Raw genomic sequence first — 12783 nt, 5'->3', positions numbered from 1 at the left:
GACGGGCGCGCTTCGCGAGCGGCTTGCTACAGTCCTGCAAACAACAAGGGGGTCACTTCCTCATGTCGCTGCGGGGTCAAATCCGGACGTCGCTTGACAATACGTTCTCGCAGGCCGTTTCTAAGCCTCCGGCCTGCGCCCTCACACACCGCGAGGCACAATGGACGAAACTTGGCGGGTCCTGTTGGCGCTTATTGCGACGGCCGTTGTGGGGGCCGGCGCCTACATCGCCATTCGATTCCTTATCGGATTGCACCTGTGATGCGACACGACACCCGTATTTTTCCCGGTGTTCGATCTCGCCAGGCAGTGCGCCCTGCATTTTCGCAGAGTGGTCACGCGCGCAAGCTATTGATCTCGCGCACCGGTTGAGGTTGGATGTGCCTCTTTTTTAGCCGGGGGGCTTTACTATGCGTATACTTGCGACTGCGGCGCTTTGCGCCGCGCTGGGCGGCTGCGCTGCCGCGCCGAAAATGGGCTGGGTCCGCGTGGACGGTCAGTCCTCTCGTGAAAACCCGGTTCTACAAACGCAGTTCGAGGTCGACAGGACCGCCTGTCTTGGCGAGCGTAACAAGGCAGCCCTATCTGGCGTCACTGTCGCTGGCGGTGGATTGGCGGGAGCTATCGCAGCCCAAGAGCGAACTAACGCCGCCGACACTGTCGGCCAAGGTTGCATGGCAGAGAAGGGCTATCTCCTCGTCAGAGAAGATGAGGCGGACGCCAAGCGTGCAGAATTGGCAAAGGTCGCCGAGATGAAGAAACAGCAAGAGGCGGCGGCTGCCGCGCCTGCGCCGAAGCAAAAAAAGCCCCCTTCTAAATCCACAATCGCACCGGGTACGTAAATGACCTCGATCCGATCCGCCGCGATTATTCTTGTCGCATTCGGCGTTCTGACCTCCTCTTGCGATACCCAGGCTCGCGAATTCGGCAGTTACGAATGCTCCGACGATTGTTCGGGTCACGCCGCAGGGTATCGGTGGGCGGAAGCGCACAATGTGACGTCCGTATCCAGTTGTCCGCTGAGGGGCAACGCAATCTCGTTCTATGAAGGATGCTTAGTGTACGTCGAGGACCCAAGTCGGGGCGCGGATGAGGACGACGACGGGGACGATATCGATTGATCACGTTGCAGGCCCCAACTACGGCGTCGCCAGCCTGCTGCGGTAAAGTCGGTAGCTACCGCCTTCTTAGCGCGAAGTGGTTCTGCGCCTTCCAGGGGAAGATGATGCTTCGTTGGTTTACCGCCGTCGTTGCGCTCGCGTACTCCACGAGCCCCGCCCGTCCTTACTTTGACACTGGTAACTCGCTGTACGAATTCTGCCAGAACCCACGGACCTATGCCATTTGTCTAGGCACGATTATCGGCCACTACGACATGCTGCTGGCGAATGGTTACGACTGCGGACCCGACAATCACCGCACCAAACAGCAAATTATGGACATCGTGGTGAAATACCTAAAAGACAACCCTGCCGAACGTAGCGACGTGGCTGCTTTGGCAACCTATAAAGCTATGATCGCTGCATTCGCCTGCAAGAAACTTCCTTGAGATTGGAGAGAGGGCGCGCCGGGCCGACTTTCGTTTAAAAGATTCACCTATCGCGCATGCGGGGTACGACCAATGTCGGGAAAGATTGAAGCGATATTTGACGAAATCGCTTCCGCGATGACGACCGCAGCCAATGGCCGCAACATAAGCAACGTTGAACGGGCCTTAAATCACAACGGATTCACCCGGCTAGGGGACGGCGCACCTTCTCAAAAAACAATTTGGGAAAAGCATGAAGATGGAAAGACACTGTGGTTTCAATGGCGCTGGTATGATCAATCGCAAGCCTTCTCAATCCAGCCCGACATGAACATTCTGAGCTTGGAGCTGAGAGAGGGAAATGTCGTGCTGCGGCGTGCAGAACAAAGATACGAAGATTGAGAGCTGCGGAAAGTGATAGCATATGACGGATCACGAGTTTGGCGACCAACACACCGAACTAAAGCTCTCGATCGTAGAAAAGTATCTGCACTTCTTTACCACCGCTTTACGCAACAAGTTCCCTCAACTCTGGTACATCGACGCCTTCGCAGGTACAGGCTATCGGACAATCCGACATGAGGCCGTTCCAGCCAACCTGATTGACGCTGGTGAACCTGAACGGCTAGAGCGACGCCGCGGCTCCGCCAAAATCGCAATCGATGTGACGCCTCGCTTTGATTTTCTGGTGTTCATCGAGAACAAGCCTTCTTATGTTCGAGCACTCGAAGACTTGCGAGCGCGACACCCCGACAGACGCATCGCGGTTGTAAAAAATGATGCCAACGACGTTGGTGGCTATTGCGAGGACCCAAGCAATAGATGTGTGGTACTTGTTTTCGCTAGCAGGCTTCTACCGTCAAGCAACACGCGACCACGCCGATTTGGATGATGATAAGAGAGCTGCTCTGACGCGCATGCTCGGAACGGACGAATGGGAGCGCGAGCTTTACTCTGCAAGCACAACGTCCGACCTTTTCGGCTGCGATGACGCTGTGTCCCGAAGACGCGACGCCGATCTGGTCGCCCTAGAGGCCTATGCTAAGAAGCGGCTAGAGACCATCTTTGGAGCTGTCCTTGACCCTTTGCCACTACCGCTGCACGAGGGGCCACAGCGTTTTTCTCTGTTCTTCTGCATCTCCAGTCAGAATCCGACAGCGATCAAATTGGCGAGGAACGTCGGCAATCACATACTCAAAGCCGGCATTTCGTCGTAGGTGCGGCCGTTCAGCATGCGCCCAGCGGCTTTCTTGTTCTTGCCGCCCCACTGTTTGAAGAAAAATGCGGTCCCGTAGTGGCGACAGGCGGCCTCGATTTCGCTAACCCACTCAGCATCCATCGGCCGAGCCTTCGGACCACTCTCGCCGCCCACAATCGCCCAATGAATCTTTTTGAGGTTGGCGGCGGCAACGGACCCCAGCAGCGGCTCAAACGAGATGAATCGCACCGCGGCGCGAACGCGGCGCAAATCGTCTATTCGATGCAAGTAGTCGGCGCTCTCCACACTCGTGCCGAGCCAGACGTTGCGCAGCAACGGCAGACCTGAGGTGATCTCAGCCATGCGATCAGGTCGCTTTGTGAGGATCTGGTAGGTGTGCCGCGACGTCGCTGCCATCGTCGACCACATTTCGGCGACGAAATCCTCCGGCACATCTTCATGGAAGAGATCAGACATGGAATTCACGAAAATCTGGCGTGGCTTACTCCAGCCTTTCGGTGTGTCGAGCGCCTTCCGATCCAGATAGAGCTTACCGGTCCACTTTGCTCGGCCGCCACTTTTTCGCGTCAGCCCTTTATACTTCGCCACGCCCATCGCCTCTAAGCGCGCCGCCATACGCATTGCGTAGCAATTGGTGCATCCAGGCGAGAGGATGGTGCAACCCGCCACCGGATTCCACGTCGCGTCGGTCCATTCGATGGAGGTTTCTGCCATGGGAAAGCACCTTTCAGGCACATAGAATCACAAGAAAGTGGTGAGATTTCGTTAACCTGACGACCTCACCTCCTAAGCCCACCCCCACCTGACAACACGCGCAGCGGTTCTGTCGCGTCCACCCTATACCGCGCGATCTCAGCGCCGGATGCTTCAACCACGAATACGACCGTGCCCGCACCACGGTCATATTCGGGATCGCTGGCGATATCCCGAGCGACCCGGGCGCCGTACTGGATTGCCAGCTCAGCAGTGCCAAATAGCTCCCCCTCATCGTCCGCCTGTAAATGTCCGTTGTGGATGATCGGGAAGTAATAACGTTGCATAGCCGCGGCCCTCGTTCTTTAGCGGCGATCATGCGCACAGCTCGGGAGGCCCGCACCTGCCAGAAGCGACAGGGTCGACACCTTCCACTACAACACTTTCCCAGCCTTAGCCCTCTTCACAGTCTCCACGACACGTGCCGACAACTCCGCCTTGAGCTGGGCAAGCTGCACCTGCACCCGCGCAAGGCCGACTTCATCGGCGCCACCTGAGATAGGGAGAAAGAGAGTATCGCCCAATGATGCCGACTATTTCAGGGTTGCAGTCGAGAGAGAAGACGTTGCCGATCAAGATCGCGGCACCGCTGATCTTGACGCATGCGTGCGAGTTCGGCTTCAGCTTTGGCTGTATCTTGGTGTTGGCGCTTCAAATCAACAATTAGAGCCTCTTGCTCCGCGAGCCGGCGCTCTCCTTCGACTACCTCGCGCTCAATCTGCCTGAGTTCATCAAATATCGCCGTCCTGTCCATCACGCACCTTGACGCGACGATTAGCGATTGCATTTCTGCAGAGCAGAAGCACCGCGCCATTTTCAACGCAGCCATCTTCTCAAACGTTCCGAGCGGCCAACTGTTTTCGTGAACTCGTGGCCCTACACGCACGTGAAACACTGAGATGTCGGCGTTCTTGAAGTCCTATTGCTTCGTACGTTTGGCACGCGCGCCTGGAAAGGGCTGCGATGCAGGAGCGTTAGTTTCGGCCCTTGCCGACTCCAGCGCGTTAACTCGTGCACTGAGCGAACCCAGCTGGTCAGATAGAAGTTTTTGTCCGCCCTGCTGTGCCGCAATCTTCTGTTGAGACTCACCAGCTTGCTTCTGCTGGTTAGCTTGCATCTCTTGCACCGCCTGTTGAAGAGCCGCCAGGTCCTGTTTGATCTTATCTATCGACGGGTCTGTAGGAGGCGCTACGACGGCCTGATCCTGCGTGACAGCTGGGCTTGCCGGGTTGCCATAGCTCATCCAGAGCGCACCAACAGCGACGGCCAAAGCGAGGAGAGCGACGAGCAACGGGAGCGCGGATGACGGACGAGCATCTGCGCGCTGTGATGAGAATTCGGCCATGTGGTTACCCTAGTCGCAGACAACGCAACTAACTTGCCAGGGGCGGGTTTCGTTCCGCCGTCTCTATGCCGGCCGCCGTTTGCGTTAGATTTGTTCGAGAGGTGCTGCATTGCTTCATCCACCCCGCATCATCTGGAAAGCGAGGACGTTAGCTAGTGCGCCGCAATGATCAGAGAGGCCCGATGTAAGGATTGCGTACACCGCGTCGTGTGCTAAACGGCGCTCCTCAACCTCAAAGGAGCGCCGCCTTGGCCAAGAAGACGAAGAAACCTGTTCGCCGTGAGTGGACACTCGCCGACCTGCGCACGCTGAAGAAGCATTCGAAGGATCGGACTCCCGTCGCAAAGATCGCGAAGGAACTGAAGCGAACCGAAGGTGCCCTACGTCAGAAGGCAATCGTCTTAGGAATCGGACTCGGACATCAGCGGTAATTAGCGCGCCACCCTTGATTCACTTCCAAGTCAGATCGCGCTCCGCGCGGCTATTGACTACTGGCATATTGACGATCAGGAGGCGACTTGCTGCTGATGAGGGGCCATGAAACCTCGCGTGAAACGGCCCAGATTGAGGGAAACGGCGCCCTGTTCAATCTACTTCGTATACCGAATTGACAGTTCGAAGTGGGCTAACCGAATTATGTCGACTCCCTACCGAAAGGGGTGTCTAGTCGGTCCATCACCGCTCGGCCCACGGCTTCTACCGGTGACTGAGAGTATTGTGCTCCCGCCCAACCGGACAGGGAGCAGCGCTATGCAATCTCGGATTCTAACACATTCAGAACGGCTTTCTCATTTTGCGCAACGCGGGCGCGATCAGGCCGAAAGACTGCGGCCGGGCAAGGACCGCGACGCCTTGCTGCAGAAGGTTCGTCAGGCCGAGGTGGCTATTCACATCGATCAGTGGGTTTCGTCGCCCGGTCTGCGAGCGCCGGCATGATGAGACGCCTTCAAAACCGTGTACGCAGTCGCGTGAAGAGAATAACTGACTTTCGAACGCGAATGGCCAGCAAGACCGATAGGGCTATCAATACTGTCCTGAACCTCATTTGGAGCAAGCTAAACCCCAGCATGCCTCCCATCCAAAAGACAAAGGGTAGGCCCCGTCCCTAGGCGAAGTGCAGGCAGATGCGCTGAAGGTCCGCCGGGCCGCTCCGTCTAAAAGTCGGAACCACTTCACGGGAAGCCCGTTACCTCTAATGGCCAAAACGTCCGATAAATTTCGCGAAAACGCCGAGAACTGCCTGCAACTCGCCGAGGAAACGACCAACGCGCAGGCGGCACTCCGCTACAAGCGGATGGCGCGGGCGTGGTCCGACTTAGCGACTGAGCAAGACTGGCTGGACGGGTATCCGTCACAAGGTGAGCGAGCCAACGAATTGGCCGAAGACGCGATTAATGGGTTGCGCGATAAAGATGCGAGCGACGCTGACGCCAAGGCTCGCAAGAGCCGACTCATAGATGGCCCAGCTGAGTTTCGGGAATCGCGCGTGGACAACGATTGATCGTCAGCCACGCGCCTCTGGTTTGCCGAAGCGGCTTTTAGCAATCTGCCGGACATAGAAAACGCCGCGAATCCTCTGGACGCGATGATTCACAAGCCCTGAGCGAGCGGGAGAGTATCCCAGTTGGCAGCGCCGGTGCTACGTTCCCTGCCCATGGATTGGCACAAGGCTTATTTCTTAGCGTCGTTAGTCTGGCTGGCCATGGTCGCCGCCGCGCTTCTTTATTACTTGCTTTTCGCCGCTTGATCGCGCGAGGCAAGGCCCGCGCGTGCGGTTCCAGAATTAACTCGGGCCGCGCCCATCAAGCTTAACGACGGAATGACCGCGCGAGCACCGATTGCAGTCGCTAGGCTGCAAACATGGCGAAACGCAACCGTCAAAAAGGCAAGCCGACATGGGCACCATTCGATCCGGAGATCGCGGCTCGATGGGCAGAAATCCTTCGCTTGCGAGAGCAGATTAAGAAGGCGACTGCTAGGCGCAAAAAGAAGATCAGACGGCCGCACTGACCGTCCCTGAGGGAGCGACCGATCGAGAATAGATCAGACTCGTCTCGCGGTTTATGCTATCGAAGCCAATGAGAGCAATTGTAGTCACGGGTTTGGTCCTGATCTGGGCCACGTCGGCCGCAGCCCAAACAACCGCGCGACAACAGGTCCAGCACGAGGTGATCTCACCGCCGGCTGCTGCACGAATGACAATGAGCTTCTCGTTTCTCAGATCAGAGCGCTGCATTAGCCTCTTCGACAATCCAGAACTCCGGCTTAAAGATGTTCCGCAAGGAGCGGCTTCAATCCTTGTGCTCTTTTCCCAGGCCGATCGAGAATATGGCGGCCAGGAAGTTCCCTTGCCTAAGAATGGCATCCTTCCCGCTGGCGCTCTTCGCACGTTCGCGCCTTGCAATCCCGGCGTCTACCAGTATGAGGTGACGGTCAAGTCGGCCGCTGGCGAAATACTAGCAAAGGCGCGGCAATCACGTTCATTCCCAGACGATCAGGAGTGGAAAGCGCCTCGTTAGCTAGCACATCCGTCTTGCTCGGATCGACCAAGTGGCCGTTGGCGCCGTACCGGTAAAGACGGATTGCGCATTGAGGTAGAACGGCGTGGTGGCGTTGGTCATGCGTCGGCGCGACGGCTTCATCGACGGAAAGATGTTGTTGATGTCCATCTGCCAATGCGCACATGGTGAGTGCTCGTCTCTGCTTTGATGCAATCATTTGACCTCATCCGGCCACCGCTATCTTCCGGGGCAACTTCAGCACTTTGATTTGGATACCATCAGCATCGATTTGCGTATGCTGCGCGAAGCCGCCGACAAGTCCGCCAACCGTCGCGCTGCCGAATGTACCTTCGGCGGCTCGGTTAAATCTTGCGGCATGCTGCTTCTCTAGCAACCGCAGTCCATCATCAGGAAAATGCATTCCCGATGAACCATCTACGCTAGGCCTGATGTACAGCTCGACTGCGGCTCCTTTGAAAAAGCCGTGGTCAAAATGGCATTCCGTGACGAAGATCGATGGACCGACATTTTCGGACCAACCCGCCAGGACGACGTCGCACCGGCCGGTCATGTTAAGGCCGACTGCCTTCGCCCGAGTGGAGCACGCCTTAACCAGATCCGGCATTGCATCTGCAAGCGAACGAAAATCGGCGAAGTGATTTTCCATCAGAAGTCCCGAAAGCAGATGCGGCACCGTCGACATTCCGGTGACCGCAAAAATTGCGTTGTGCTCCGGAATCGTGTGGACTTTGGTTCCCACGCCGCAAAGTTTAGCAGACATCGGGTCGTGCCAGGCGCCATCGGAAAAGACGTGAATCGAGTCTGAAGACTTGAAAGCCGAAATCGCAGTCATTTGTCCACGCCCTCGTCATCATCAGACCCTTCGTCAATCACCACGATTTCAACTTCGTCGATGAAGGTGCTAGTGATGCTGAAAGTCGCGAGAACTGCGGTCGCGATAGCCGTAAAAATTGGCATTGAGATCTCCGTTCTGGGATTTTGTGGTCGGCTGCATGATTAACCAATGCAACCTCTGATACCCCATCTTTTCAATTGCAGATGCGCGTGAAATGGGAGGGCGCCGGTCTCCGCGGGCAAACGGCCCAGGGAGTTGCTACACCCCACTACCGTACCGCCTACAACATGTCCCTGATGCGCATTGCTTCACGCCTTGCCGCTATCCGACGTTGGGCGGCAGCACTGTTGGTGTTGGCACGCGAACTAACCCAAGCGGTGGTTGCCTCGTATGCGGGATTCGCTAAAAGAGAAATTTCGTACAGTTCGATTTCTCTGATAACGCGCAGCGGCATTTCGTCCTCGTCCGACCAATCGGACCACAGCACGCGAAAACCAAAGCTGCAGCCTTTGACCGCACGTTGACGCACCGTGCCAATCGCCTCTGCCCCACTTGGTGTACTGATGTCCGCGTCCAATTCAAAGCTGAGTCCGATTGGCCCATCCTTGAGGCGGAGCGATCCGGCCGACTGCCTTCCGAGTACGCGGCCCCAATCATGGGCTAGCAAGGCCACCACATCGCCATTCGCGATGGTCTTAGTAAATGCGCCTGGCGCGATCTTTTCGAGGTACTCTCCGCCAATCGTCGTGGTCACGTCATACAGCGCAGCATAACCTCGGATAACCGAACCGGCCTGCTCGGCTGGAGCGTCACGAAACTCGACATCAGCGGCCGGCAAGCTTTGCCTCCCGTGCCCGCTTCGCATCGAGCCTCTCCTGCTTGTTTTTCCGCAGCGCCCGCGCAATCGCGACTGGACTGGGATCGTCGACGTTTAGCACCCTGCCCCGAAGCGTGACTTTCACGGCCGCTTTGGCCTCGCGTTTCTCGGCCTTCTCAAACATACCCAGCCTCCTTCACTTCGCGCATAAATCGCGGAATGTGGCCGTCACGTGGATCGCCGAGGAAGCCCAACGAGATTGGAACCAGGTGAGTCCATTGCACGTCTTCGGCCTCGAATTGATTGCGCAAATCGTCGTAATCCGCTCGTGCGGCCGCAAGCGTCTCAAGTGCCTTCGCGACGACAGCAACACGCCGGCCGTATTCCGGCTTGACGATCTGACAGACGGCCAGGCTTGCAGGCCCTTTCGCGTCGCTAAGCCGGCGACGGACGATTTCAATAGCGGTTTCAACGTCGTCCAGCTTTGCACGAATGTCCGCAGCCTGTTTCCTCAGCACGGGTCCGCTATCGGCCTCGTCACCGAGCAATTCTGCGATACTCGCCGAAACGCGCGGGCCTTTATCGCCGACCACGTCGATCTGTTTCTGCAGATCGCGCAGTTCGCTGTTGAGTTTCGATTGCAGCGCGTACAGATCACTCTGCCTCTGCAGCAGCGCGGCGAGCTTCGGATCGGCCTCTGCCAAGGAAGGGATGCGATACGGCTCTGCCGTGGTCTTTTTCAAAAGTGCCAATTTCATTCTCCAAAGAGTTCGTCGAGGGCATCAGCAAGCGCTGCCGCACTGAGCGTGGTTGATCGATGATGCCCGCTTGACTGCCAGTGCGTTGCCGCCTCGCCGGCCTCACAAAAGCGCTTAACGCCTCCTGCCGGCGAATGGATCGCCACTGCCCGCCAATTGCACGAGACCTCGACTTGCGATGATCGCGCACCAGCAACGCCAACACGGGCATCCTCAATCAGGAGGGAGATCGCAATTGGCGCATTGGGAATCGATGACGGCGCATCAGCTAAGCTCGCGCCACCAGGCGTCATCGCGTGGAAAGCGCGAACCGCGTCCGGTGCCTCATGCAAGGTGACGTCGGATGCCAACGCAATGACGAGGTCGAGCACGTTGTCCTCGTCCAATTCCGGCGCGACGCCTGGTGCGCCGATCGGCAGGATGCCGGATTCTTGCATGCGTCTGGCAATGCCGGCGCTCCGACTTCGCGGAAAATCAAGATGGCGCTCGATGCTGTCGAGCGCGTTGTTCAAGCTGGCCACGCGGCCATTCTCCATTGTTAAGAATTTCGATTAGAGGGCTAAATAAAAAGCCGACTGCGCGGCTTCGCGGCTCAAGGCCGAAAAAGAGGTGCGTGGGGATCGAACCCACGCGAGTTGCACAACACGTCGGGGCAGAAAATCTGCCGCTAAAGACTAAAGAGTTTGGGGGCCTGTGAGCGTACACACCCAAGCACTGTGCTAGTCCGGTTATGGGATTGAAGCGGAAGGCGGGACGAAGCTGCCGAATTGAGGGGAGCAGTCACCCTTTGGTGGAACTTTCCAAAGTATGGCCCGTTGATCCACATCACCGGCCAAGGCTCGTCCTGCAGGCGCCCGTGACTGAGAGCTGTCGCTCCCCCTGCCAACAGCGGAGCGGTCATGGCCAGTCCATTTGGCGTCGAGCACCAACCGATTGATCCTACTCTGCCATCGGCCTTCGCAAAGAAGCGCACCGCGCTTGAAGACATGGATGCTCCCGAAATCCTTAAGCTACTTAAAGAAATCGAGGACGAGATCCGAAGACGGGGCTTTTGAGTTTCGGGAACCCACACCCCGGCCGGGGAGACCATCAGTGCCAGAGCTATCGCTTGCGGTTCTCGTCGTCGAAGACGAACAACTAATTTGGGAGCTTGTTGAAGGCGCTCTGGTTGACGGCGGATATGAAGCCGAAGTCGCCGCTACGGGCGAGGAAGCAGTTACACTGCTACAGGGTACCAACAGCAAATATCGCGCGCTCGTCACCGATATTAACCTGGCTGGCACGGTGGACGGATGGGAAGTGGCACGATGTGCCAGAGCTATCGACCCTAACTTCCCGATCATCTACATGTCAGGCGCCGCCGCCCACGAATGGCCAGTTCAAGGCGTCCCAAACAGTGTCTTGATTGCCAAACCATTCGCGCCGGCGCAGTTGGTTACAGCCATTTCCAATCTGCTGAATGCAACCCCCCTTCCGCCGACAGACTAAGGCCCCGTCAAGCTGCGGCCCGCTCGCCCTCTGCTATCGCGGCGTTCAGCGCGACGACCGCCGCCCGAACCTCCTTGCCGGCCATACGCGCCGCATACTGCCCGCTGAATCCCAGATACTCGCCGATCTCGGCCAAGGTGCTGTCGGCCGTCATGTCCAAGACGTGTACCGTCTTGGGTCCCAACGCCTTGCGCAACCTCTCAGTATCCTGCGCCCGAGCCAACTCCGTCTGGGCGTCGGGCATCTCAGCGTCCCAGCTCTCAGTATCTGCCTTGTCGCTTTTCCGTTGGCGTACCTTGCCGAACTCCGCGTCCGCGGCGGTCCACTGGTGCCCAGACCAAACCTTCACAAGCCGATTGCCCACCCAGCGTGTCATGCCGTGCTCGTAGGCATAGATCAGCTGCTTGGCGCTGACGTCGACCATTTCGCGGTCCATATTCGGAGTCACGGGCCGCTCACCGCTCTCTGCGTCCTCGTCATCTGGCTCGTTATCGTTTGCAGCCATGCACGGCGGCGCATTCAAAGTGCGCCAGAGCTTGAGGCCGAAGAATGTGAGCTGGTCTTCCTCACGCTTGCACCATGTGATGCACGGGGACTGCTCACGGTGTGCGGCGTGCGTTGCAGGGGCGGTCGCTAGCCAGGCGCGACGCGCGGCAAGGTCGGTGAAGTCGTTGGCCTGAAGCGGTGCGTTGTCGTTTGCGTGTTTCATAAGGTCTCGACGTAACAGTGCATATTGCTTGGCCGTTATCGGCTCTTGGTTTCGTCCGGCTGTTGCCGCCGGATCGAATGCTGAACGGGGGTGGATTGACACTCTCAGCCCACCACGCCTCCCACCGGTATGTGCACTTGCGGACGCGACGCCGCAGGTTTTCAGTTCGCGTCACCGGTGAAAATTTTCCTCGATATCTGCGGGATTTAGCGCGCGAGTGGGCGGCCGGTATGCGGGGCGGATCGCGGGAGGGATCGAGATGGCCCCTACCCGGTCACGCCGCCTGCTCCTCGGGTAAGGCCGCAAACGTGTCGCGAGCTATCATGAAGGACTTACCGTGCAGATCTAACGAGTCATTGATGGCGCCAATCCCGCACGCAGTGGTGAGCTGGTCGAGGTGCGCCTGACCCGCATCCTGTAGAGGAGCATTGCTGCCCTCAACCAGGACGGCAACGCGTCCGCGATCGGTCTGGAGAGCCATCCAGGTATCGTCGCCCCGCCTTTCCACCGCGCTGGACACGACGGTCAGCGGCACACCGCGCGGAACATCGTATTCAATTGCGGATTGCCGGAGGGCTCGCGCCGCTTCGGCGATAGCGGCGTGGTCTGGGACGTGCTTCTTGCGCATGTCGGGATGATCCTCGGCGTCCGCGGCTCGTTCGACCGTACTGGTCGGTGCTGTCTTCGGCTTCACGCCGCGATCTGCTTCGTTGTCAATCGGCGTTCGACTGGGACCCCCTATCGGCATCCAAAAGGGACCCCTTTGATCGGCGTGCTCTGCTGGGAGCGCTCGGGTCGTCGGAGCTGGT

The 12783-nt window shown here is 58.0% G+C and carries 20 protein-coding genes and 1 pseudogene; 8 read left to right on the top strand and 13 right to left on the bottom strand.

Annotation, left to right across the window (positions count from 1 at the left end; genetic code table 11):
- The first annotated feature begins 410 nt into the window (after window positions 1–410).
- From IVB12_RS19470 to tcmP, 4 genes and pseudogenes are all read left to right on the top strand, one after another.
- Window positions 411–842, top strand: a complete 432-nt coding sequence (locus tag IVB12_RS19470; RefSeq protein WP_247301162.1) for a hypothetical protein — start codon at window positions 411–413, stop codon at window positions 840–842.
- 275 nt (window positions 843–1117) lie between these two features.
- Window positions 1118–1549: a Rap1a/Tai family immunity protein gene (locus IVB12_RS19465; RefSeq protein WP_247301161.1), complete on the top strand. Its 432-nt coding sequence runs from the start codon at window positions 1118–1120 to the stop codon at window positions 1547–1549.
- 72 nt (window positions 1550–1621) lie between these two features.
- Window positions 1622–1930: a hypothetical protein gene (locus tag IVB12_RS19460; protein ID WP_247301160.1), complete on the top strand. Its 309-nt coding sequence runs from the start codon at window positions 1622–1624 to the stop codon at window positions 1928–1930.
- Between the two features lie 22 nt (window positions 1931–1952).
- Window positions 1953–2745: pseudogene (tcmP, locus tag IVB12_RS19455) on the top strand (three-Cys-motif partner protein TcmP).
- On the opposite strand, the gene IVB12_RS19450 reads toward tcmP, so the two are convergent.
- The 4 genes from IVB12_RS19450 to IVB12_RS19435 form a co-directional block, all read right to left on the bottom strand.
- Window positions 2715–3461, bottom strand: coding sequence for a DUF5131 family protein (locus IVB12_RS19450; protein WP_247301159.1), 747 nt, complete (start codon window positions 3459–3461; stop codon window positions 2715–2717). The pseudogene tcmP and the gene IVB12_RS19450 sit on opposite strands and share 31 nt — an antisense overlap.
- Window positions 3462–3526: 65 nt before the next feature.
- Window positions 3527–3787: a hypothetical protein gene (locus IVB12_RS19445; protein WP_247301158.1), complete on the bottom strand. Its 261-nt coding sequence runs from the start codon at window positions 3785–3787 to the stop codon at window positions 3527–3529.
- A 251-nt stretch (window positions 3788–4038) separates the two neighbouring features.
- Complete coding sequence (locus tag IVB12_RS19440; protein WP_247301157.1) at window positions 4039–4329, bottom strand: hypothetical protein; 291 nt, start codon at window positions 4327–4329, stop codon at window positions 4039–4041.
- A gap of 90 nt (window positions 4330–4419) precedes the next feature.
- Window positions 4420–4845 carry a hypothetical protein gene (locus IVB12_RS19435; protein WP_247301156.1) on the bottom strand — a complete coding sequence of 142 codons (426 nt, stop codon included), beginning with the start codon at window positions 4843–4845 and terminating at the stop codon, window positions 4420–4422.
- A 248-nt stretch (window positions 4846–5093) separates the two neighbouring features.
- On the opposite strand from IVB12_RS19435, the gene IVB12_RS19430 reads away from it, so the two are divergent.
- Together IVB12_RS19430 and IVB12_RS19420 are read left to right on the top strand one after the other, a co-directional pair.
- Window positions 5094–5276 (top strand): hypothetical protein, encoded by a 183-nt coding sequence (locus IVB12_RS19430; protein WP_247301155.1) that lies wholly within the window; start codon window positions 5094–5096, stop codon window positions 5274–5276.
- 764 nt (window positions 5277–6040) lie between these two features.
- Window positions 6041–6346, top strand: coding sequence for a hypothetical protein (locus tag IVB12_RS19420; RefSeq protein ID WP_247301163.1), 306 nt, complete (start codon window positions 6041–6043; stop codon window positions 6344–6346).
- A gap of 932 nt (window positions 6347–7278) precedes the next feature.
- On the opposite strand, the gene IVB12_RS19415 is transcribed toward IVB12_RS19420, so the two are convergent.
- The 7 genes from IVB12_RS19415 to IVB12_RS19390 all read right to left on the bottom strand — a co-directional run bounded on the left by IVB12_RS19415 (window position 7279) and on the right by IVB12_RS19390 (window position 10298).
- The gene (locus tag IVB12_RS19415) at window positions 7279–7563 is read right to left on the bottom strand and encodes a hypothetical protein (RefSeq protein ID WP_247277144.1); all 285 of its coding nucleotides are present in this window, start codon (window positions 7561–7563) and stop codon (window positions 7279–7281) included.
- A gap of 6 nt (window positions 7564–7569) precedes the next feature.
- Complete coding sequence (locus IVB12_RS19410) at window positions 7570–8199, bottom strand: hypothetical protein (RefSeq protein WP_247301153.1); 630 nt, start codon at window positions 8197–8199, stop codon at window positions 7570–7572.
- The gene (locus tag IVB12_RS38190; RefSeq protein ID WP_256467122.1) at window positions 8196–8324 is read right to left on the bottom strand and encodes a hypothetical protein; all 129 of its coding nucleotides are present in this window, start codon (window positions 8322–8324) and stop codon (window positions 8196–8198) included. The genes IVB12_RS19410 and IVB12_RS38190 overlap by 4 nt, the downstream gene beginning before the upstream one ends.
- A 158-nt stretch (window positions 8325–8482) precedes the next feature.
- Complete coding sequence (locus tag IVB12_RS19405) at window positions 8483–9040, bottom strand: HK97 family phage prohead protease (RefSeq protein WP_247301152.1); 558 nt, start codon at window positions 9038–9040, stop codon at window positions 8483–8485.
- Complete coding sequence (locus IVB12_RS19400; protein WP_247301151.1) at window positions 9027–9203, bottom strand: hypothetical protein; 177 nt, start codon at window positions 9201–9203, stop codon at window positions 9027–9029. The genes IVB12_RS19405 and IVB12_RS19400 overlap by 14 nt, the downstream gene beginning before the upstream one ends.
- Window positions 9196–9771: a hypothetical protein gene (locus tag IVB12_RS19395; protein WP_247301150.1), complete on the bottom strand. Its 576-nt coding sequence runs from the start codon at window positions 9769–9771 to the stop codon at window positions 9196–9198. The genes IVB12_RS19400 and IVB12_RS19395 overlap by 8 nt, the downstream gene beginning before the upstream one ends.
- Window positions 9772–9773: 2 nt before the next feature.
- On the bottom strand, window positions 9774–10298 hold the full coding sequence (locus IVB12_RS19390) for a hypothetical protein (protein ID WP_247301149.1): 525 nt from the start codon (window positions 10296–10298) through the stop codon (window positions 9774–9776).
- 378 nt (window positions 10299–10676) lie between these two features.
- On the opposite strand from IVB12_RS19390, the gene IVB12_RS19385 reads away from it, so the two are divergent.
- A complete protein-coding gene (locus tag IVB12_RS19385) occupies window positions 10677–10832 on the top strand; it encodes a hypothetical protein (RefSeq protein WP_247301148.1) in 156 nt (51 codons plus the stop codon).
- Window positions 10833–10869: 37 nt separating this feature from the next.
- A complete protein-coding gene (locus IVB12_RS19380) occupies window positions 10870–11265 on the top strand; it encodes a response regulator (protein ID WP_247301147.1) in 396 nt (131 codons plus the stop codon).
- A gap of 7 nt (window positions 11266–11272) precedes the next feature.
- On the opposite strand, the gene IVB12_RS19375 is transcribed toward IVB12_RS19380, so the two are convergent.
- Both IVB12_RS19375 and IVB12_RS19370 read right to left on the bottom strand, forming a co-directional pair.
- Complete coding sequence (locus IVB12_RS19375; RefSeq protein WP_247301146.1) at window positions 11273–11974, bottom strand: hypothetical protein; 702 nt, start codon at window positions 11972–11974, stop codon at window positions 11273–11275.
- Between the two features lie 274 nt (window positions 11975–12248).
- Window positions 12249–12602 (bottom strand): hypothetical protein, encoded by a 354-nt coding sequence (locus IVB12_RS19370; RefSeq protein WP_247301145.1) that lies wholly within the window; start codon window positions 12600–12602, stop codon window positions 12249–12251.
- Window positions 12603–12783: the final 181 nt, after the last annotated feature.

Origin of the sequence: Bradyrhizobium sp. 179, assembly GCF_023073535.1 — a bacterium.
Classification (GTDB): Bacteria; Pseudomonadota; Alphaproteobacteria; order Rhizobiales; family Xanthobacteraceae; genus Bradyrhizobium.
The sequence above is the reverse complement of the archived record's forward strand: the minus strand, read 5'-3'. Positions and strand labels throughout refer to the sequence as shown.